At 70.5% G+C, this 20,499-nt stretch carries 17 protein-coding genes; 10 read left to right on the forward strand and 7 right to left on the reverse strand.

Annotation, left to right across the window (positions count from 1 at the left end; translation table 11 throughout):
* Positions 1-41 precede the first annotated feature (41 nt).
* On the forward strand, positions 42-1,511 hold the full coding sequence (locus tag ACWD02_RS34415) for an FG-GAP-like repeat-containing protein (RefSeq protein WP_451218032.1): 1,470 nt from the start codon (positions 42-44) through the stop codon (positions 1,509-1,511).
* Between the two features lie 109 nt (positions 1,512-1,620).
* Here ACWD02_RS34415 and ACWD02_RS34420 read toward each other — a convergent pair whose 3' ends face one another.
* Together ACWD02_RS34420 and ACWD02_RS34425 are read right to left on the reverse strand one after the other, a co-directional pair.
* The gene (locus ACWD02_RS34420) at positions 1,621-1,857 is read right to left on the reverse strand and encodes a hypothetical protein (protein ID WP_451218034.1); all 237 of its coding nucleotides are present in this window, start codon (positions 1,855-1,857) and stop codon (positions 1,621-1,623) included.
* A 304-nt stretch (positions 1,858-2,161) separates the two neighbouring features.
* Positions 2,162-3,097 carry an endo-beta-N-acetylglucosaminidase H gene (locus tag ACWD02_RS34425; protein WP_451218037.1) on the reverse strand — a complete coding sequence of 312 codons (936 nt, stop codon included), beginning with the start codon at positions 3,095-3,097 and terminating at the stop codon, positions 2,162-2,164.
* 554 nt (positions 3,098-3,651) lie between these two features.
* Between ACWD02_RS34425 and ACWD02_RS34430 the strand changes: the two genes are divergently transcribed.
* The 5 genes from ACWD02_RS34430 (at position 3,652) to ACWD02_RS34450 (ending at position 10,385) form a co-directional block, all read left to right on the forward strand.
* On the forward strand, positions 3,652-4,977 hold the full coding sequence (locus ACWD02_RS34430) for an MFS transporter (protein WP_451218040.1): 1,326 nt from the start codon (positions 3,652-3,654) through the stop codon (positions 4,975-4,977).
* A gap of 178 nt (positions 4,978-5,155) precedes the next feature.
* Complete coding sequence (locus ACWD02_RS34435) at positions 5,156-6,340, forward strand: PucR family transcriptional regulator (protein WP_451218043.1); 1,185 nt, start codon at positions 5,156-5,158, stop codon at positions 6,338-6,340.
* A 133-nt stretch (positions 6,341-6,473) separates the two neighbouring features.
* A complete protein-coding gene (locus ACWD02_RS34440; protein WP_451218045.1) occupies positions 6,474-7,958 on the forward strand; it encodes a long-chain-fatty-acid--CoA ligase in 1,485 nt (494 codons plus the stop codon).
* Positions 7,955-9,388: a carboxylesterase/lipase family protein gene (locus tag ACWD02_RS34445; protein ID WP_451218048.1), complete on the forward strand. Its 1,434-nt coding sequence runs from the start codon at positions 7,955-7,957 to the stop codon at positions 9,386-9,388. Before ACWD02_RS34440 ends, ACWD02_RS34445 begins: the two co-directional genes overlap by 4 nt.
* A 133-nt stretch (positions 9,389-9,521) precedes the next feature.
* A complete protein-coding gene (locus ACWD02_RS34450) occupies positions 9,522-10,385 on the forward strand; it encodes an SGNH/GDSL hydrolase family protein (protein WP_451218051.1) in 864 nt (287 codons plus the stop codon).
* Positions 10,386-10,492: 107 nt separating this feature from the next.
* On the opposite strand, the gene ACWD02_RS34455 is transcribed toward ACWD02_RS34450, so the two are convergent.
* The gene (locus ACWD02_RS34455; protein ID WP_451218054.1) at positions 10,493-12,232 is read right to left on the reverse strand and encodes a putative Ig domain-containing protein; all 1,740 of its coding nucleotides are present in this window, start codon (positions 12,230-12,232) and stop codon (positions 10,493-10,495) included.
* A gap of 408 nt (positions 12,233-12,640) precedes the next feature.
* Here ACWD02_RS34455 and ACWD02_RS34460 point away from each other — a divergent pair, with 408 nt between their 5' ends.
* Positions 12,641-15,355, forward strand: a complete 2,715-nt coding sequence (locus ACWD02_RS34460) for a LuxR C-terminal-related transcriptional regulator (protein WP_451218057.1) — start codon at positions 12,641-12,643, stop codon at positions 15,353-15,355.
* Between the two features lie 95 nt (positions 15,356-15,450).
* Here the strand turns inward: ACWD02_RS34460 and ACWD02_RS34465 are convergent, their stop codons facing one another.
* A complete protein-coding gene (locus ACWD02_RS34465) occupies positions 15,451-16,215 on the reverse strand; it encodes an SDR family oxidoreductase (protein ID WP_451218060.1) in 765 nt (254 codons plus the stop codon).
* A 53-nt stretch (positions 16,216-16,268) separates the two neighbouring features.
* Between ACWD02_RS34465 and ACWD02_RS34470 the strand changes: the two genes are divergently transcribed.
* Positions 16,269-16,901: a TetR/AcrR family transcriptional regulator gene (locus ACWD02_RS34470; protein ID WP_451218062.1), complete on the forward strand. Its 633-nt coding sequence runs from the start codon at positions 16,269-16,271 to the stop codon at positions 16,899-16,901.
* Between the two features lie 37 nt (positions 16,902-16,938).
* Positions 16,939-17,508 carry a DUF3885 domain-containing protein gene (locus ACWD02_RS34475; RefSeq protein ID WP_451218065.1) on the forward strand — a complete coding sequence of 190 codons (570 nt, stop codon included), beginning with the start codon at positions 16,939-16,941 and terminating at the stop codon, positions 17,506-17,508.
* Between the two features lie 87 nt (positions 17,509-17,595).
* On the opposite strand, the gene ACWD02_RS34480 is transcribed toward ACWD02_RS34475, so the two are convergent.
* Positions 17,596-18,144 (reverse strand): sugar O-acetyltransferase, encoded by a 549-nt coding sequence (locus ACWD02_RS34480; protein ID WP_451218067.1) that lies wholly within the window; start codon positions 18,142-18,144, stop codon positions 17,596-17,598.
* A 190-nt stretch (positions 18,145-18,334) separates the two neighbouring features.
* On the opposite strand from ACWD02_RS34480, the gene ACWD02_RS34485 reads away from it, so the two are divergent.
* On the forward strand, positions 18,335-19,285 hold the full coding sequence (locus ACWD02_RS34485) for a LysR family transcriptional regulator (protein ID WP_451218070.1): 951 nt from the start codon (positions 18,335-18,337) through the stop codon (positions 19,283-19,285).
* Between the two features lie 71 nt (positions 19,286-19,356).
* On the opposite strand, the gene ACWD02_RS34490 is transcribed toward ACWD02_RS34485, so the two are convergent.
* Positions 19,357-19,560 (reverse strand): hypothetical protein, encoded by a 204-nt coding sequence (locus tag ACWD02_RS34490; protein WP_451218072.1) that lies wholly within the window; start codon positions 19,558-19,560, stop codon positions 19,357-19,359.
* A 189-nt stretch (positions 19,561-19,749) separates the two neighbouring features.
* Positions 19,750-20,346 (reverse strand): hypothetical protein, encoded by a 597-nt coding sequence (locus ACWD02_RS34495; RefSeq protein ID WP_451218075.1) that lies wholly within the window; start codon positions 20,344-20,346, stop codon positions 19,750-19,752.
* Positions 20,347-20,499: the final 153 nt, after the last annotated feature.

The raw sequence follows: 20,499 nt of genomic DNA on the forward strand, positions 1-20,499 counted from the left end.
ATCAGACAGACCTGAACCCCGTCGACCGAGTGGGAGCCACCGTGCCACACAGCCGCCGCATCCTGACGTACGCCATCGCGGCCGCCGCTGCGGCCACCGCCGGGTTCGTGTTCCCGCCCGGTGCCACCGCTGCCGCCCCCGACACCGTCACGAGCGACTTCAACGGCGACGGCTACGCGGACCTCGCCGTCGGCGTCCCGGACGGGACCGTGGCCGACCAGGCCAAGGCCGGGTACGTGAACATCGTCTGGGGCGGCCAGAAGGGCGTCGGCGCCCACGGAAGCATCCGCGTCACCCAGGCCACACCCGAAGTTCCCGGCTCCCCGGAGCCGGGCGACCGCTTCGGCGCGTCCGTGACCCTGACCGACCTCAACGGCGACGGCATCGCCGAACTCCTCGCCGGCGCCCCCGGCGAGGACGTCACCGACCGCGGAACGGACGCGGGCATGGTCATCGTCGTAGGCGGCTCGAAGACCGGGCCGGGACCGGGGTCGACGGTCCTGACCGGGCCGTCGCCGTCGGCCGCCTACGGCAAGTCGATCGCTGCGGCCAACCTGACCGGCGGCGAGAACAAGGCCATCGTGGTCGGCGGCACGGACAAGGTCGTCGCTCGTGTCATCGTGGGCGAGGACAGCATGGTCACCACCGTCGTCGCCGCCCCCATGGGCGGCCGCGCGCCCGTCCTGGCCACCGGCGATTTCGACAGCGACGGCACGGCGGACCTGGCCGTGGCGTACTGGACCAAGGGCGTCCCCAACACGCAGTCCCACGTACGGCTGTGGAAGTGGGACGCCGACGCATCCGAGATGGCCAACTTCTGGAACACGGACAACGCCGGGGTGACCGCCTTGGCCGCCGGTGACTTCGACGGGGACAGTCACGCGGACCTGGCACTCGGTGAATGCCGTGAGATCGCCGACGAGAACATCGACGATCCGTGCGGCCCGGAGGGTCTCGCCAAGGGCGGCGGCATCCACATCCACTACGGAAGCCCCGCGAGCGGCTCCTTCGGCACCCGTGCCCAGACCCTCAACCAGGACACCGCGGGCGTACCGGGGGTGGCCGAGGACGGCGACCGCTTCGGTGCCTCACTCGCCGTCTCCGACGTCAACCGCGACGGCCGCGACGACCTGATCGCGGGCGCTCCCGGCGAGGGCATCGGGAGCGAGGCGGGGGCGGGCGCCGGGTGGCTGCTGCGCGGCGGCGCGCAAGGCCTGGTCGACGCCAAGGGCGCCGCCAGTTCCCTCACCTGGAACCAGGACACGTCCGGTGTCCCAGGCGTCGCCGAGGCGGGTGACGCCTTCGGCGCGGCGGTCGCCGCGGGCGATTACAACGCCGACGGTGTACCGGATGTCACGGTCGGGTCCCCGGGCGAGAACTCTGCCCTGGGCGCCACATGGCTCTTCCCCAAGGGCGCGGCCAATGGCTCGGCAGCCTTCTCTCCCCGCACCCTCGCCCTCCCGTACCTCACGACGGCGCACAAGTACGGCAAGCCGCTGAGCAGCCACTGAGTGCGCAACGGTTGCCGCGGACGCAGTGGGTGCTGAGGGGTCGGCCGGCCAGAGTGCGGACGCAACGGCTACTGAGGGGCCGGCGGGCCAGAGCCGTCGGCCTGATCAGCTATGCGTTGTCGGGAGCCTGCTGGATCGGGTGCAGTGCGACCTGCTGATCCTCCGGCGCCCAATCCGCTCCGCCTTGGAGTTCGATCGCCGCGGCAACAAATTTTTGCGTGTCAAGGCGGTACGACCCGTCTTCGGCGCGCTCCTCCTGCATCAGAGCATCGGTGACCGGGACGGAGACGTAGGCCTCCTCCACCGTCGTGCGCTGCAAGCGAACCGAGATCGAATAGCTCGTCAAGACTCCCCCAAAGTCGATCACTGTCAATAACGGCAGTCGAAAGAAACCCCATGGGTCGGCATGGTGACGTGCCGACTGCGGTCGATCATCCCTCACCGTGGTCGCAATTGCGGTCGTGCGGACCGAAATCGCAACACTGAGGTCTTCGCGGGTTCACGGGCTCACGGGTTCACGAGTTCACGGGAGTGCAGAGTGACCGCGCCCTCGACATCGTTGTCGAGGGCGCGGTCTGGGCGGATCGCCGCAGCCTCAGGGGAGGTGGCAGGCCCCGGGGCAGCACCGCGCACCGGAGCGAGCGGTCTCCTTACGGCGTGTAGACGGCGTCACTGCCGTAGAGCTCCCTGGTGAACGCGGAGACGTCGGCGCTGCGATCGGTGCCGTCGAGGTTGTACGTGAGGTAGACGCCGTAACCCCCGCTTACGGTGCGGCGGGCGAGGTCGGCGGTCGTGCTCTGCGAGGTCCGGCCGATCTCCACGGCCGCCGGCGACAGCTTCGACTTGGGCAGGGCGATGGCGGGGACCTGCCAGGTGCCGTAGTACGGGTTCCAGGCGTAGTCGAACTTGGAGGAGATGTCGACGCCGCCATACGACAGGCGCGATGCTGCCGGACCGATGTTGTAAAGGCTGATGATCTTGTCCGGCATGTTCGCGCGCAGCGCCGACACCAGGTGGACGAACGAGCTCGCGTTGGGCTGGCCGGTGCCGTTGTTGCCGTACTCGGCGTACTCGTCGTCGAAGTCGATGCCGTCGAGACCGTACTTGGTCACGGTGTCCGACATTTGCTTCGCGAATGCCGAAGCGGCCCGCTGGGACGGGAAGTTGGCGAATCCGGCGCCTTGGTGGTTTCCGAGGACCGAGAGGACGACCTTGATGCCCTTCTGCTGCAGCGGCCGTATCTGCGTGTCAGCGTTGTCGAGGACACGCTGCACATTCTCGTTGAAGTGCAGATACGCGGCCTTCTTGCTCGTGTCGTAGTTGATGTTCGCCGCGAAGATCACGGCTACGTCGAAAACGTTGTCACCGCCGTCGGCGAGCGTGTACTTGCCGACGTTGAGCATGCTGTTGTTGTTCACCTCGACATACGCCACCGAGGTCGGACCCTGTTTCGCGAGAGCGGGAGCGGGGGCGGGCGCCGGGGCCGCCGCCGCGCCGGTCGTGGCGGTCGCGCCGAAGGCGAGGGCAGCGACGGCCGAGAGCGCGAGCGCGGCGGTCCGCACTCTGCTCCGTACCAGAGTGAACATCGTTGATCGGTCTCCCATCGCACGGTCGGCGCCCGACGTGTTCGAAAGCGCCGAGTGAGCTCCCCGATCTTTTCGCTCCCGTGACCGAATCCCCAGAACGGTGCGCGAACTCTTCACGACTCCCACCCATGACGCGCGACAACCCATCGTGTGCGCCCGGCAGTTGGCTCCCGTCGGTCAACGGGCGTTCCCGGCACCCCGCCGACTCGGCCCCCGACCCCGGAAACGCGGCGTCCATGAGGCCCGCGAGCTCTTCGAACGGCTGGCTCCTTGCCCTCCGCAACGACCTCGGGCTCCTCGCCGAGTCCCCTCATCGACGGCGCCCTTCGCCTCCGTGCTCCGGCACGCCCCCCCCAACAGCTGAGCCCGGGGTGCCGGTGCCCATCCGGTCGTCGCGCATGGTGGGCACATGCACATGGCCGGGGTGCGTGGACGTCCCCGAAGCTGAACGTCCACGAGCGACGCGCCCCCGTAACCGCTGAGCGGCGAGGCGCGGACCGCTCCCCCACCACCACGGCCTGCAGCGCGCACCCGCGCCCGCGGGAAGGACTCCCATGCCCACATCCTTCGAAGCGGTCCACGCCACCGCGACCCGCAAGGCGATGCGCCGGCTGCTGCCCCTGCTCGGTCTGGCGTACTTCATGTCGTACGTGGACCGGACCAACGTCGCGCTGGCCAAGACGCAGCTCGAGGCCGACATCGGCGTCAGCGCCGCCGCGTACGGGCTCGGGGCGGGTGTCTTCTTCGTCAGCTACGCGCTGCTCGAAGTCCCGAGCAACCTGGTGCTCTACCGCGTCGGGGCCCGCGCCTGGATCGCGCGCATCGCGGTCACCTGGGGCCTGGTGTCGGCCGCCATGATGTTCGTCCAGGGCGAGACCTCCTTCTACGCCCTGCGGTTCGCCCTCGGCGCCGCCGAGGCCGGTCTCTACCCGGCCCTGATGTACACGGTCACGCTCTGGTTCTCCCAGCGGCACCGCGTCACCGTCGTCGGACTCATCTACACCGCGCCCGCGGCCGCGACCATCCTGGGTGCCCCGGCCGGCGGGGGACTCATGGCCCTGGACGGCGTCGCGGGACTACAGGGCTGGCAATGGATGTTCCTGGTCGAGGGCCTGGTGACCGTCGCCGTCGGCGCAGTGGTCTGGGTCGCTCTGCCCAGCCGCCCGCAGGACGCGCGCTGGCTCTCGCCGGAGGAGGCCACCGCTCTGTCGGAGCGCGCCGCCGGCGGCGGCGAGCCGTCACCGCACCGGCTGCGCGGCAACCTCAAGGCGGCCTTCGGGCGCCCGGTGGTGCTGCTGCTCGCCGGCACCTACTTCGTGAACCAGCTTGTCGCCTCCGCCGTCGGCTTCAACCTGCCGTCCATCGTCGAAGGGCTCGGCGTGGAGGGCTCGCTGCGTATCGGGCTCGTCACCGGCAGCATGGGTGTGGCCATCCTCGCCGGGGTGCTGTTCTTCCCGTGGCTGCACGGCCGCATCGGCAACGACACCGGGCTGATCGTGCTCTGCGCCGTCGCCGGTACCGCCGCCATGGGCGCCTACCTGCCGACCGATTCCATGGCGGCACGCTACGCGCTGCTCTTCGCCGCCAACTTCTTCCTGACCGGCACACTGCCCCTGTTCTGGTCCGTGGCGATGTCGCGGATGTCCGGCCTGATGGCCGCCGTGGGCCTGGCCTTCATCAACACCGTCGGCCTGCTGGGCGGCTTCTTCGGCCCGATGGTGTTCGGTCTGATCGAGGGCCGCACCGGCAGCGACCGCACCCCCTTCGTCTTCATCATCGTCGCGGGCCTGGCCGGAATCGCCTTGGCCTGCCTCCTCAGGCGCACCGTCGGCCGCGAGGACGAAGCCCTGCCGGGGCGGGTCCCGGCGATCGCCGACTGACCCGCCGCCTACCGAACACCGGCCCGTACGCCCCTCGGCGCGCCGCTCCCCGCCGCACGACGGGCGGAACAGGGAAGCGCTCCGAGGGGCTCGCGCTGTGCATCTGCCCAATGCCCTGCTCCGCGGTGTGGGCGGGCGCAGGATTTCGGCCACGGTGGCGCGCGCCTATCCTTCCGCCATGAACGAGGAGCTGGCACTGCGCCGCGAGCTGGCCGTGACACTGGTCGACAACATCGACCGGCTCGTCGACAGCCTTGCGGCCGACATCTGCGCCCACAGCACGAGCTACGCCAGCGGCAGCCCGGTCTCGCGCGAGGACCTGCGTCTTGTCCTGCGCGGCAACATGGACTTGGCCCTGCACGAGTTCGGCGGGATGACGGCCGCCGACGACCGCTTCGAAGCGGTCGCCGCCGAGAACGGACGACTGCGCGCCGAGCAGGGCATGCCGCTCGCCACGGTGCTGCAGGCCTACCGCCGTGGCGGACGGGTCCTGTGGCAGGCGATGGCCGACTGGATGCGCGACCGCTCCCCCGCCCAGCAACGCCTGGTGGGGGACATGGCCGGCGCGGTGTGGGAGACCATCGACCGGTTCTCCTCGGCGATGGCGGACGCCTACCGGCTGCGCACCCTGGAACTGGAACACCGCGAGGCATCCCGGCGCGGCGCCCTCTTCGAGGCCCTCCTCGACGGGCGGGGCGACGAACCCGCCGTGGCCTCCGCGGCCGCCACGGCCCTGGGCGTGCCGCGGCACGGCCGGTACGTGGTCGTCGTCATCGCCCAGGACGCCCACGACCCGGCCTCCCCGCCCGACCCCGGCCCGGCACTGGAGGCCCTGGGCATGTGGTCGTTCTGGCGGCCGAGGGCGGAGACAGTCGCGGGCCTGGTCCGGGTCAGGGCGGCCGGCCCCACGCAGCTCGTCGACGCGCTGCGCGGCCAGGGGGTCTGCCGGGCCGGGATATCGCCGCCCTTCGAGGAACTGCCCGCCGCCGCCCAGGGACTGCGGCTCGCCCGGCGCGCCCTGGACACCCTCCCGCCGGGCAGCGGTGAGGTCGCCTCCCTCGACGAACGACTGGTGCACGCAGCCCTCGGCGCGGAGCCGGAGATCGCCGACCGGCTGGCGATCCGCTATCTCGACGCGGTCCTGCGCAGCGGCGCCGAACGCCCGGTGCTGCTCGAGACGTTGCGCGTCTGGCTCGACTCGGGCTGCTCGGCGTCCGGTACCGCCACGCGCCTGTTCTGCCACCGCAACACCATCCTCAACCGCATCAGCCGCGTCGCCGAACTCACCGGCTGGCCCGCCGACTCCGGTGAGGCCCGGCTCGGCTGGGCGCTCGCCCTGCGGGCCCTGGAGCTCGAACGCTGACACCAGGGGCCGCGCGGTGCCGCTGCCCACCGTACGCACGCCGAGACTGGGCCCTTGCACATGGCCCCGCGACGGCGGGGTGCCGGAAGCTGAGGCCGTCGGCACCACCGTTCGTACGCGCAAGGGAGCAACCGTGCAGTTGAGCGTCGCCACCATCCTCAGGGAATCCGCCGCCCGTTATCCCGACCGCACCGCGGTCGTCGATGGCGACGTACGCGTCTCCTACCGCACGCTGTGGCTCGACGTCCTGCGCTTCGCTGCACGGCTGCGCTCCCGCGGCATCGGGCCGGGGAGCCGGGTCGCCCTGCTGCTGCCCAACACCGCCGACTTTCCGCGCGCCTACTACGCGATCCTCGCGGCCGGCGGCACGGTCGTCCCGGTCCACGCACTTCTCGTGGCCGACGAGGTGGCCTATGTGCTGCGGCACAGCGGCTGCCGCGCGATCGTCACCGCAGGCGCCCTCGAAGCCGTCGCGAAAGAGGCGGCGGCCGAGGTCGGTGTCGACGTGCTGCACGTGGCCACCGACGGCGAGCCCCTGGAGCGCGCCGAGCCGCGCGACGCGGAGGACACCGCCGTGATCCTCTACACCAGCGGCACCACCGGCAGGCCCAAGGGCGCCCTGCTCACCCATGCCAACCTGGTCATGAACGCCACCGTCTGCGCCCAGGACCTGTTCGCCCTCACCCCCGACGACGTGGTCCTCGGCTGCCTGCCGCTCTTCCACAGCTTCGGCCAGTCCTGCGCCATGAACGCCGCCCTGCGGGCCGGCGCCGCACTCGTCCTGTGCGCACGGTTCACCGGGCCCGCCGTCCTCGACCTGATGGCCTCCGAAGGCGTGAGCGTCTTCATGGGCGTGCCCACCATGTACCACGCCCTGACCGAGACGATGGAGCCCGGCGGCAGCCGTCCCGGCGGGCTACGCATGGCCGTCTCCGGCGGCGCGGCCCTGCCCACCGCACTGCTCGAACGCTTTGAGGCGGCCTTCGACACCATCGTCCTGGAGGGCTACGGGCTCACCGAGACCTCACCTGCCGCCCTGTTCAACCAACTCGCCACCGGCCGCCGCCCCGGAACGGTGGGGCACCCCATCTGGGGTGTCGAGGCGGCCATCGCCGACGCGGACACCGAGGGGCGGATCGTGTTCCTCGCGCCCGGGGAGGTGGGCGAGGTCGTGCTGCGCGGCCACAACATCTTCGCCGGGTACCTCGACGACGCCGCGGCGACCACGGCTGCCGTCGTCGACGGCTGGTTCCGCACCGGCGATCTCGGCACGCACGACGCCGACGGATATCTGAGCATCGTGGACCGCAAGAAGGACCTCATCATCCGCGGCGGGTTCAACGTCTATCCGCGCGAGGTCGAGGAGACCCTGGCCCGCCACCCCGCCGTCGCCCAGGTCAGCGTCCTTGGCCTGCCCGACGAGGCCAGGGGCGAGGAGATCTGCGCAGCAGTCGTCCTGCGGCCCGGCGCCCTCGACACACCCGCGGACATCGTCGCGTGGGCGCGCGAGCGCCTCGGCAAGCACAAGTACCCGCGCGTCGTACGGCTGTTGAGCGAGCTGCCGCTGGGACCGAGCGGCAAAGTCCTCAAGCGGGAGCTGAAGGAAGCGTGCGCATGAGCGTCGTCGACACCGCGTGCGGCCCGGTGCGCGGCACCGTGGAGAACGGCATCGCCGTCTTCCGGGGCATCCCCTACGCCGCGGCGCCCGTCGGCCCACTGCGGTTCGCGCCCCCGGCGCCCGTACCGCCCTGGGACGGCGTCCTCGATACCACCGCCTTTGGGCCCACCTGCCCCAAGAACCCCTACGCGCCCCCCTTGGACGCACTCCTGCCCGATCCGGACGTGCCCGGCGACGCGTGCCTCAACCTCAACATCTGGACGGCCGCGCCCTGCGACAGCGCCCGCCCGGTGATGGTGTGGATCCACGGCGGAGCCCTGCGCAACGGCTCGTCCGCCGTGTCCACGTACGACGGCCGGGCCTTCGCCCGCGACGGCATCGTCCTGGTGTCCGTCAACTACCGCCTCGGCATCGAAAGGTTCGGTCTCTTTCCCGACGCTCCCGCCAACCTGGGCCTGCGCGACCAGATCGCCGCGCTCGGCTGGGTGCGCGACAACATCCACGCCTTCGGCGGCGACCCCGACAATGTCACCGTCTTCGGCGAGTCCGCGGGCGCCATCAGCATCGCGGCCCTGCTCGCCGCTCCGCACGCCAAGGGCCTTCTCCGGCGGGCGGTGCTACAGAGCGGAGCCCCCACGGCCGTCGACCCGGCCACGGCCGCACGCACCACCACCGCCATCGCCAAGCACCTCGACGTCCCGCCCACCGCACGGGACTTCGCCCGCATCGACCGCGCCCGACTGCTCGCCGCCCAGCGGGCCGCCACCGAGGGCGGCACCCCGCTGACCGGCGGGCGCGGCTTCCACCTCGTCGTCGACGGCGACGTCATCCCCGAGGACCCGGCCACCGCGCTCGCGCGGGGCGCCTCCGACGGCATCGACGTCCTGATGGGCGCGAACACCGACGAGTACCGGCTCTGGTTCGTCCCCGGCGGACTCGTCGACCGCATCGGCAACACCACGCTGTGGGCCGCCGTCCTCAAAAACCGTGCGCCCTTGCGGGCCCCGGGCGTCTATCGCGCCGCAAGGCCCGGCGCGTCACCCGGCGAGATCCTGGGCACCATGGTCACCGACAAGATGCTGCGGGTCCCCCTCAACCGTCTCGCCGACGCCCGCGCGCCCCGCCCCGGCCGGACCTACTTCTACGAGTTCGCCTGGCCGTCCCCGCGCCACGACCTGGGCGCCTGCCACGCCCTGGAGATCGGCTTCGTCTTCGACACCCTCGACACACCGGACAGCCTGCTCCTCGCGGGCCGGACGGCACCACGCCACCTGGCCGACCTGATGCACCGCGCCTGGGTCAGCTTCGCCTGCGGCGGCGACCCGGGCTGGCCGCGATGGAGCCCCGAGCGGCCCGTCATGACCTACGGGGCCGACGGCGCCCACATCGTGCTCGCACCCCGGGAGCGGGAACGCGGCCTGTGGTCGTAGGGGCGCGGACGCCGCACGCATCACCACTGCCGCTGTCACCGCTCGACACACCGACGCCTCGCGGTGTCCGCACACCTGCCATGCCCGTCACCCGCACTGCCCGCCAACCGCTGAGCCACGGAAAGGACGCCCCATGAGAACGCCTCTGGGCACGCTGCTGGCCACCACCTTGATCTGTGGAACCGCCCTCGCGGCGCCGCCCGCCACTGCGGCGCAGGCGGATCGACTGCAGTACGTGGCACTGGGCGATTCCTACGCCGCCGCCCCGCTGGTCCGCCCCGCCGACCCCTCCGACCCGAAGTGCGTACGCTCGCTCGCCGACTACCCGCACCTCGCCGCCGGAATACTCGGTGCCGACCTGACCGACGTCAGCTGCTCCGGCGCCACCGCCGACGACTTCACCCATGCGCAACACCCCGGCACCGCGCCCCAGTACGACGCGCTCTCCACCGAAACCGACCTCGTCAGCATCACCATCGGTGCCAACGACAACGCTCTGTCCGAACTCCCCGTCGACTGTCTCAACCTGCTGCCGAAGCCGCTCGGCAAGAGCTGCGCGCAGGCCAACACCGAGGGCGGCACCGACCGGTACGGCGCGGCCATCGACGCATGGGCGCCCACGTTCGACGTGGTTCTTGACACCATCCGACAACGTGCCCCCAACGCAAGGGTGTTCGTCGTCGGCTACGGCATGTACTTCCGCGCCGGGGGCTGCTTTCCCCTCCAGCCCTACTGGGGCCAGGACGCCGACTACATCCAGGCGAAGATCGACCAGCTCGGCTCGACACTGCGCACCGCGGCCGAACAGCACGGTGCCACCTTCGTCGACACCAAAGCCCTGGGCACCGGCCACGACTCCTGCGCCACCCCGGCCGACCGCTACATCGCGGGCGCCCTCTCCCTCCGCGACGCCTTTCCGCTGCACCCCACCGCCGCCGGCTCTCGCGCGTACGGTCGGGCTCTGGCCGACGCCGCGCGGACAGGCGCCGCGCGCTGAGGTAAGGCGAGGACCATGCCACTGCATCGCAGGGCACCGCGTGCACAGGCTGGTGGCACTCCCACGTGGGGGGCCACCAGCCTGCCGGTGGACGCGAGCCTGCGTTCCTAGTTGAAGACGTACCAGCTGAGAGTGATGGCCGCGGTCTTCCCCGCACCGTCCTTGACGGTGATCCGGCTGGTGTGAATGCCCCAGGCCGTGGGGGTCCCCGAGATCGTTCCCGTGGCGGAGTTGATGGCCAGGCCCGCGGGCAGGCCGGTGGCGGTGAAGGTGCGGGCTCCGGTGCCGCCGCTGGCGGTCAGGGGCAGGGAGTAGGGGCGCCCGGTGTAGACGGTCTGGTTACCGGGATGCGTCAGGGCGAGAGTGCCGCCGCCGGGCGCGCTGATGGTCCAGGCGAACGTGGTGCTGCCGGTCTTTCCGGCGGCGTCGGTGGCCGTGAGGGTCACTGTGCTGGTGCCTGCCGTGGTGGGTGTCCCGGTGACGGTTCCGGTGCCCGCGTCGATCCGCAGGCCCGAGGGCAGGCCCGAGGCGCTCCACTTGTAGGGGGCCGTGCCGCCCTGAGCGGTGTTGTTCAGCGTGGCGCTCTGGCCCACGGTGCCGCTCTGGTCGCTCACGGCACCGACGGTGACCTCGCCCGGCTGAGGGTTGCTGGTGGCGAGGGTCAGGTTCCACTTCTGCAGGGCTTCGTTGACCGGCTGGAAGATGGTGTTGGTCGCGCCGGAGCTCCCGCAGGTGGCGCTGCCGCCACCCGAGTGCAGCCCTACGGCCTTACCACCGGCGGCGGTGACGTAGGAACCCCCGGAGTCGCCGCCGGAGGAGCAGGCGTCGGTCCAGGAGAGGCCGTCGATGACGACATTGCCGTAGTCGACGCTCTGGTTGACCTTGGTGATCTCTCCGCAGCGCCAGCCGCTGGTCTGGCCGGATCGGCAGACGCTCTGCCCGACGACGCCCTCGGCGGAGCCGGTGACCGTGACATCACCCTGCCCGTGGCCGGAGACCTTCGGTGACAGGTCCCATCCGGCCTGGTCGACGGCCACGAGTCCGAAGTCGCCTTCGCGTGCGTTGATGCTGTGGCTTCCGCCCTGGTTGGAGGTGCCCAGGCGGGTGCCGTCCTTGCCGTAGGCCGGCTGGTTGGCGTCGTTGGTGCAGTGTCCGGCGGTGAGAAAGCCCTTCGTGCCGCCGGAGGCGGTCACCGAGAAGCCCACGGAGCAGGGGCTCTCGCTGCCGGGTATCCACTTCTCGCCGCCGACGACGCTGCCCTGCTGCTGACGCGGTGCGTCGGCGACGGTGGAGTGGCTGACGATGCCTCCCAGGCTGTGCAGCCGCTCGATGAGACGCCCGGTTTCCTTGGTGTGCCGGTCGGCGGCGGTGACGACACCGATCCGGCCGGCGCGCTGGTCGACGCCCCAGGAGACGACCCCGGGGACGTCGCGGACCTGGCCGCGGACCACGGCCAGGGCCTCGGTCAACTGGCGCGGCGTGTAGGCGGTGCGGTGGGCGATGGCTCCGAGCCGCTCGGCGGTGGCCGCGTCGGCGGAGCCGTTGAGGTTGGCGTGCAACTGTCCCGACGCTCCGTCGAACCACAGGCCCACGACCCGGTCACCGATGGTGGAGCCGAGTCGGGTGGCCACCTCCCTGGCCGCTCTCTCGTCGGCGAGGCGGGTACGGGCCTGCTCCGGCGTCAGGTCCAGGTCGCGCTGCAGGGCGGACAGGAGGCCGGGAGCCGGAGGCTCGGGGGCGGAAGCGCCCTGTGCGGCGGCGAGTTGGGGAAGTGCGGCGAGGGTGAGGCACGCGACGGCGCCGGCGAGGGCGGCACGTAGCGTGATACTGCGGGGGGTGATGGGCACGGTGGGGGCCTTTCTGTTGTGTCTGCAGCGACACGACGCTGCTGCGACTGCCGCGACGCGACGCCGAGGTGACTGCCGCGACGCGACGGCGAGGTGACTGCCGCGACGCGACGTGGACCGATAGCCGTGCAGCCTCGTGGCTCCGACCGTCACCGACCATCAGAGAAGTCCCTGGCATCCCGCCCTCGGCCAGGGCAGCCAACCGATCGGGTACGCCGACACGGAACAGCCGGCCCCGGGCGGGCCTCGCCTGCCATGTGGCGGGTCCGTGCGTACGGTGACCTTGGGATGCGCGGGGGCTCCGACTCCGTGGCCGGGGTGCCGACTCCGCCAAGGGCCTGAGGGTTTTCCCTTGCACACGAGATCCGTACTGGCTGGGCCGCACCCCCAGAACCTAGGCTCACGGACGTGACCGAGGTGCGGGAGGCATGCGACCCGAACGACGTGTGGTGGCCTGAGCGGGACCGGGTGGTGCGGGAAGCGGAGGCTGACCTGCGTGCGCTGGGCCGCGTCGTCGTCAGTGGGCCCTGGGGCACGGGAAAGACTTACGTGCTGCGGGAGTTGGCCCGGCGCGCCGGCGCAGCGGCGGACACCCGGTGTCTGCCGCTGGCGGGGAGCAGGCAGCTGGCGTGCGAACCGTACGGACTGCTCGCGCAGCTGGCCGGGATGTTGCCACCATCATTGGAGGCCGCGGCGCCGCCCACTGGCCTGCGCCCGGAGCTCTGCGAGGCGAACCCACCGACCGTCGCCGCCACGGCCAGGGCTGTACGTCAGTTGTGCCTCGACGACGGCGCGGGTGGCTGGACGGTTCTGATCGACGACGTACACCTGGCCGACCAACTGAGCCTGGAGGTACTGGACTTCTGCTGCCGCACGCTTCCCCCCTCCCGCCTGCGAGTAGCTGCCTCTCTTCCGTCCACCCGCTGTGCCACGGAGCAGAGTGCGGTGCTCGGCGGGGGCCACATCCCCTGGGTCGAGCTCCGGATGCTGACCGAGGCCGAGGTCGCCGCGGCTCTGGTGGCTCAGGGCATCTCCGCTGTGCGTGCCGCCTCCGTACACCGCGACAGCGGCGGCCATCCACTGCTCGCCCGTGCCGCTGCGAGCTCACTGAGCGCGGACCGCGGGCCCACCACCCAGCCGTCTCGCCTGGCGCAGGCATGGTGGCAGTCGGTCCCCTCCTCTTGGCGGGGCACCCTCACCGCGCTGGCACTGGCCCGGTCGGCCGATGCCGCGCTGCTGTGTGCCTGCGGACACACCGACGCCGAACGCGACGTGGATCGGGCAGGCAGAGCCGGGCTCCTCTCCCGCGGCCCGGCAGGAACGGTCTCCTTCGCCTCGGAACTGCTGCGAACGCAGGCCGAGTACGCGATCGGCCCCACCGAGCGCACGACCCTCCATCACGCTCTGGCCGCCGCCACCCCGGACCCACTCGCCGCAGCCCGGCATCGACTGCTGGCCACGGCCGGACCCGACGAACAAGCCGCCCAGGACGGTGTGGCCGCGGCCCGCACGGCCCGGGCCTGCGCCGAGCCGGGTCTGGCCGCCGAACTCATGCAGCTGGCGGCGTGCCGCACCGCCACCGACAACCGGCCCCTCCTCCTGGAACGCTGGCTCCAGGCCTGCCGGGACGCGGCGGACGCCGGAGACTCCGACCTGGCCACACGTGCCGTCGCCGCGCTGACTCTCCTGCGCTCCCCCGACGCCGAGGCGGAAGCACTGCTGGCGCTCCTCGACGCGCACGGCCAAGGGCTCGAGAACCAGAGCGCGACCCTGGCCCGTCTGGCGGCCCTGACCCGTTCCCACCCCTCGCTGCGCGCCCGGCTCGGGCTCTGCACGGCGATACGGCACAACATCGCGGGCCGCCCCCAGGAGTCCCTGGCCGCGGCCGAGCAAGCGGCGCTGGACGCCCGGTCCTCCGCACGGCCGGACATCGAGGCGGCCGCCCTGACCATGCAGGCCCGCATCGAACGCCTCCTCCACCGCGGTGACGCCAAGGCCACCCTCGCCCGGGCTCTCGCCGTCAGCCCCGGCCTGCCTTCCGGGCAACTCCGTTACAGCCCGCACTACTTGAAACTGCGTCACGCACTCTACGACGACGACCATTCGACCGCGCAGAGCGGCCTGCACCATCTGCTCGGGCACGCCGAGGCCACAGGCAGCACCGAGGACCTCCAGGAGATCTGGCGCAGCCTCGCCGAGAGCGACCTGCGCCGGGGCCATGTCGCCACCGCCGAAGGCTGGAGCCGGCGCGCCCTGCATCTCGCCCGTACGCTGCGCCTCTCCCCCGGGCCCGCCTGCTCCACGCATGCCCTCGTACAGGTCGAGAGGGAAGGTCCGGGATACGCCGCCACCACCGCCCGATGGGGTCTGCAGCAGTCCAAGGAAGAGGAGGACAGCATCTTCACGGCGCGCAACCTGCACGCCCTGGCCCAAGCGCTTCTCTGCCTCCACCAATTCGACGCGGCAGCCGCCGCGTTGGGTGAGGTGGCCCGCCTCGAACAGCAGCACCTCACGGCCGATCTCGCAGCCTTCAAGTGGCACCATCTGTACGCCGACGCACTCACCCTCGCCGGTCGGCCGGACCAGGCCGAGCACTTCCTCACCCGGCTGGCCGAGGAGCACCCGCCACCGGTCCCGTCCGTCGCCGCTGCTCTGCTGCGCAGCCGGGCGCGGATCGACCTGCACCACCACCGGACCGACCAGGCCGCCGACCGTCTGACCGAAGCGTGCCTCGCCTTCGACGAGTCCCAGCTGCCCCTCGAGTACGCACACACTCTGGTTCTGCTGGGGCAGGCAGAGCAGAAGCGGCGCCGGGCCGCGGCCGCACGCCGCCACCGCGAACACGCCCACGACCTCTACACGCAAGCCCAGGCGACCTACCGCGCCGAGTGCACCCACCACCTCCTCCACCGACACGACCGCACCGCTACGACCGGCCCTGGGCCGGAGCTGACGCAGGTCGAGGCGGACATAGCCCGGCAGGTCGCCTCCGGCGCGTCCAACCGGGAGGTGGCCAACTCGCTGTTCATCTCCGTCAAGACGGTCGAGTCCCACCTGAGCCGCATCTACCGCAAGCTCTCCCTGACATCACGCACCCAACTGGCCCTGCGCATGCGGACGTAGCGAGTGGTCGCGTCGCCAGACACGAGGGCGGCTCGGCACCCCGTACAGATCGCTGACAGGCTCACATCGGCGCGTCATTCCCCACCGCTCGCCGTTCAGACGCGTGGCCCCAGGAACAGGCCGCCGCTTGTGTCGATGACCTGGCCGGTGATCCAGCGGGCTGCGTCGGAGGCGAGGAAGGCGACCGCGTCGGCGACGTCGCCGGGCCCGCCCAGCCGGTCGAGTGCTGTCATGGCCGTGATCTGTTCGGTGAGGCCCGGCAGGTCGAAGGCGGCTCCGTTGGTCGGCGTCTTGGTCGCTCCCGGGGCGACCGCGTTCACCGTGATCCCCCGGGTCCCAAGCTGGGTGGCCAGGGTCTTGCTCATGGTCTCGACCGCGCCCTTCGTCATCGCGAAGGAGGTCTGCGTGGGGTTGGCCATGCGGGTCGCCACCGACGAGATGGTGAGGATGCGACCGCCATCACGCAGCAGGGGCAGCGCACGCTCGATGATGAAGTACGGGGCTCGCACGTTCACCGCGAACAGGTGGTCGAACTGCGCCCGGGTCGTCACGCCGAGCGGACCGGCCGGCGCGGCCGCGGCATTGTTGACGAGAATGTCGAGCGGCCGCCCCGCCAATGCAGCCTCCACACCGGCGAAAAGCGTCTCGACGTCGCCGTCCACACCCAGTTCGGCCCGGACGGCGAGGGCACTCCCGCCGGCGCGTTCTATCTCATCGACCGTCGCCGCCGCCCCGCTCTCGTCCGTGCCGAAGTGCACGATGACCATGGCTCCCTCAGCTGCCAGCCGTGCCGCGATCGCCTGCCCGATGCCACGCGACGCACCCGTCACCAATGCCGTCCTGCCGGCAGGACCACTCATGCCACCCACCCCATCTATATGTTAGTCACTAACATTGCGGTAGTGTCTATCACATGAGCGAGCGAGAACCGACCCTACGGGAGCGACAGCGATCCGAAACGCGGCGCGTGATCCAGACGCACGCGGTACGGCTGTTCACCGACCGCGGCTACGACACGGTGACAGTGGCCGACGTCGCCGCAGCCGCCGGCGTCTCGGCCATGACCGTCTACCGGCACTTCCCCACGAAGGAAGACCTCGTCCTCGTCGAGCAGCCGGCCCGGCTCATCGCCGAGCGGGTCGCCGCGTCACAGGCAACGCACCCACTGGTGCGCCGCGTCGGCGGCGCCCTCATCGACGCCGCCGCGGCGTTGACCTCCGACAACGGCGACCAACCGGCGACGAACGAGCGGTTCCTGCTGGACTGCCTGCGCCTCATGATCTCGACGCCCGCACTGCGGGCCCGGCACCTGGACAGCCAGTACGCGCTGCAACAGGCCATCGTCGACGCCCTCGGGTACGACGCGACCGACCCCGACGCCGCGTTCAGCGCCCACGCGGCCACCAGCGCCTGCCTGGCCGCGATGCACACGGCACTCACCCGTTGGGCGCAGGACAACGGCCGGGCGAAACTACCCGATCTGATCACGCAAGCGCTCGCCGCATCCTTCGGTGACATCGCCGTCGCCGAGGACCACACGAAGTGACCCGGCCGATTCTCCGCCCAGAAGGGAGCCTGAGCCCGTGGCTGAAGGTGGACAGGAAGCGCTGACGGAGCTGTGGCAGCAACGATGGCCCAGTTGCCCTCCAGTTGGGTACAAGCTCCGTGACCCGTATCGGGACGTCTGGGTTCGTTTTCACAGCTTGCCCGAGTCGAAGCGGTACGCGGAGGACGCGAGCGAGTACGCCGTTGTCCTGGAGCGTTACAACACCGTCCTCGATGAGTTGTTCGCCGGTGGGGACGTATATGTGATCTTTCCCCTCTGGACGACCGAAGCCGAAGTACCGCCAGGCCATCCGGGCGCGGGCTACTGGCAGAGTCTGCTGGTGATGGACGATCCTGACCCTGAGTTCCGCAAGTACTGCCACCTGTTCAGCACCCGCCGCCCCTGGCGCCATGGCTGCATCGACGAGTTGCTGCGAAACGTCGCCGACGAAGAGGTGGGGGGCGTCCTCATCACCGACACTCAAATGCGGCGCATTCATCACCCCTACGACGGTGGCGCCGACGTCTTCCTCCCTACATCCGAGGAGCGGGACGAAATGCGTGATCGGCACGCCGACTGGCTTTCCGGTCATCCGTCAGGACTGTGACCGTCCGCCGTCGCCAACAAGGGACGCGTGGAGCCACTCGTACCGGACGCCTCCCGCCCTGCTCCTTCGTTCCCGCACCCTCAGCCCTCAGTCGTTCCAATGTTTGCGCGCACACGCGGCCGGGCCGGTCACCAAGGTGTTCGGGGGAACATCCTGGGTGACCACTGATCCGGCGCCGACCACGGCACCGTGTCCGATCGTCACGCCGGGGAGGACTGTGACGTCCGCGCCGAGCCATGCGTCGGCTCCGATGGTGATGGGTGCACGCGTGATGAAGTCGCTTCGCTCCGGCATCGTCAGGGGATGGTCGGAGGAGATGAGGTTGGTCTTCGGGCCGATCAGGACGCCATCGCCCAGGAAGATGCCGCCTTGGTCGAGGAAGGTACAGCTCTGGTTGACGAAGACGCGCTCCCCGAACTCGATGCCGAGCCCGTGATCGGTGTAGAAGGGCGGATAGATGGTGACGGAGTCGGGGATCGGTTTGCCGATGATCTCGGACAGCAGGGCCGCGCGGGTGACTTTGTCGTCGAAGGGCAGGACGTTGAGCCGGGAGGTGAGCGTGGTCACGTGCTCGATCCGCTCAGCCACCCGCGCGAACTCGGGAGTACGGACGTAGAGACGGTTCAGATCAGGCATGAAAGGTCCTCACGAAGGGGCGCCCGAGGGCGCGTAGCCGTTGGGTGACACCTGTCGGTCACGGCGACTGCACAACCAGACGTTGACCGGAGGTTGACCTGAATCATCAAAGCGGCCGGAGAGGCTGGGAATCAAACAACGATCATTACGGACACGAACAACCTGTGGTTGTCTGACTAGACTGCGGCGCATGGACGTCATGGCCGTGCGCACCTTCGTCGCCGTAGCGGACGCGGGACAATTCCAGGAAGCTGCCGCCGATCTGCGGATCACGCCGCAAGCCGTGTCCAAGCGCGTTGCCGCACTGGAGAAGGAGCTCGGTGTCCAGCTCTTCACCCGTGACGCCCGCGGGGCGCGGCTCACCATCGACGGGCAGGCGTTCTTGCCGCACGCCCGCTCCTTCCTCGACTCAGCGGAGCGCGCTGTCGCGTCCGTGCGGCCGGACCATCGGGCCCTGCGCGTCGACGTGATCGGCCGCCAGCTCTCCCTGGCGGGGTTGTTGCGCGGCTTCCATCGCGCCCACCCGGAGGTCGAGTTGGACGTCGTGACGCTTTTCGACTCCGACGCGGCCATCACCGCGGTGCGGGACGGGACGATCGACGCGACGTTCCGTGCCGTGAGCATGCCGGGCCGGCAACTGCCCCACGGCGTGGAGGCCACGCCCGTCCTCGACGAACCACTGCACCTGTTCACCGGATCAGGGCATGAGTTCGCGAACGCCCCCGCGCTCACGCCCGGCCAACTCGCCGGGCGGCACATCTGGATGCCCGGCAATTTGCCCGGCACCGAGTGGGAGGCCTACTACGCCGAACTCGCCGCGGCCTTCGGCATCGTCATTGACTCAGTGGGGCCGGACTTCGGCATCGAGGCCCTGCTCGACACCATCGCCGGCTCCACGACACTGGCCACCTTCGTCAGCGAACAGACCCCCCTGGTGTGGCCCGTCGGCCACACCCTGCGCCGCATTCCCCTCAAAGACCCGATCCCGGTCTATCCCCACTCGCTGATCTGGCGCACTCGGAATCCGCATCCCTCCCTGGCTGTCCTGCGCCGTCATCTCACCGCCGCGTATCCCGGCCGTTCCGACAACGGTGTCTGGGCACCCCATTGGAGCCACCCCACGCAGCCCGAACGGACGTGATCGGCCCACTCAGCGGCCACGCTCGCCCGCCCAGGTGTGCTTATTCGGGGGGAATGCGGCGACGGGTCAGGTCAGACCGCGAGAGCCCAGACCTTACGAATGCCCTGCATGCTGTCCGGCGGGGTTCGACCCTCGCACTGCTGCTGACAGAGGGCAGCCTGCGCGCACGTCTGCGGCTGCGTCGGCTGGGCAGGGGCCTTGCGTACGGTCAGCCAGACCGCGATGTAGGCAGGTCCCGTCGTGATCACAGCTACGGCGATCTCGGTCAAAGCCATCGGTCTCACCCCCCAGGCACGCTTTCGTGTACCTACCACCATAGGAGTGGCGGGTGTTGCCGGGAAGCGGATTGCTCAGATGGATGCATTGGGGCCGAATCAGTGCCTGCACATGGCTCAATTGCAAAGGGTCACTCCGGGCCGCGGCGCAGACGCCTTCCCCAGCCACGAACTTCGAAGCTCGGACTTTCAGTTGCGTGAATGCTCGGCGAAATGCACCGTTGGAACCTCAGCCGGCTTCGTCCTGCGGCGGCAGTAGGCAACCGCAAGGGTGATGATGATGGGGCCCCACAGGGCGGTTGGGGCGACGCAGACCGTCGCGAGTGTCTGCCAGGCGCCGTTGGTGTAGTCGACGGTGTCGATGATTCCGTACAGGCCAAGTCTCCGGCCGCCACCGATCGGGATGTCGGTGAACAGCAGGGTGAGGATCAGGCCGCCCAGGATCGCGGGTACGACGGCCGCCATCGGCCGGATGACTTTGCCGCCGATGACCGGCAGCCAGGCGGGAGCCACCTCTCCCCACCGCCGCACCAGCCCGATGCTCAGGACCGCGGTCACTTCTGTGAACACGCTCAGCGCGAGCACGTAAGGGATGCTCGCCCAGTACGGCGGCATGCCGTGCTCCTGGATCTGCCCCATCTCGAAGTGGAAGGCGAAGGGCAGCCGCCACAGGCACGACGGCAGGAGAAGCAGGGGGAGAGAGTAGGCAAGGCGCGTCACCCAGCGGGGAACCGGCCGTTCGGTGTCGCTGTGAGGCGGCGGCATGTGCAAGATCTTCAGTGGCATGGCCCCACCCTGAGGGAGAAGGCGCCGGCGGGAATCACCTCTTGAGGCCGAACGCCTCCCCCGCGCGACGGAGCCGCCGTCATCACGCAGGCACCGAGGCCATCTCGACCATGGCTACTCCGACCATGGCCACAGCCACCGGCTCCAGTGTCC

The sequence above is a fragment of the Streptomyces sp. NPDC002853 genome, assembly GCF_053591915.1.

What these genes read in the sequence shown, in the direction of transcription:
- ACWD02_RS34425 (WP_451218037.1), bottom strand. Translation starts at nt 3,097, where the DNA reads ATGTTCACTCTGGTACGGAGCAGAGTGCGGACCGCCGCGCTCGCGCTC.
- ACWD02_RS34430 (WP_451218040.1), top strand. Translation starts at nt 3,652, where the DNA reads ATGCCCACATCCTTCGAAGCGGTCCACGCCACCGCGACCCGCAAGGCG.
- ACWD02_RS34435 (WP_451218043.1), top strand. Translation starts at nt 5,156, where the DNA reads ATGAACGAGGAGCTGGCACTGCGCCGCGAGCTGGCCGTGACACTGGTC.
- ACWD02_RS34445 (WP_451218048.1), top strand. Translation starts at nt 7,955, where the DNA reads ATGAGCGTCGTCGACACCGCGTGCGGCCCGGTGCGCGGCACCGTGGAG.
- ACWD02_RS34450 (WP_451218051.1), top strand. Translation starts at nt 9,522, where the DNA reads ATGAGAACGCCTCTGGGCACGCTGCTGGCCACCACCTTGATCTGTGGA.
- ACWD02_RS34465 (WP_451218060.1), bottom strand. Translation starts at nt 16,215, where the DNA reads ATGAGTGGTCCTGCCGGCAGGACGGCATTGGTGACGGGTGCGTCGCGT.
- ACWD02_RS34470 (WP_451218062.1), top strand. Translation starts at nt 16,269, where the DNA reads ATGAGCGAGCGAGAACCGACCCTACGGGAGCGACAGCGATCCGAAACG.
- ACWD02_RS34480 (WP_451218067.1), bottom strand. Translation starts at nt 18,144, where the DNA reads ATGCCTGATCTGAACCGTCTCTACGTCCGTACTCCCGAGTTCGCGCGG.
- ACWD02_RS34485 (WP_451218070.1), top strand. Translation starts at nt 18,335, where the DNA reads ATGGACGTCATGGCCGTGCGCACCTTCGTCGCCGTAGCGGACGCGGGA.
- ACWD02_RS34490 (WP_451218072.1), bottom strand. Translation starts at nt 19,560, where the DNA reads ATGGCTTTGACCGAGATCGCCGTAGCTGTGATCACGACGGGACCTGCC.
- ACWD02_RS34495 (WP_451218075.1), bottom strand. Translation starts at nt 20,346, where the DNA reads ATGCCACTGAAGATCTTGCACATGCCGCCGCCTCACAGCGACACCGAA.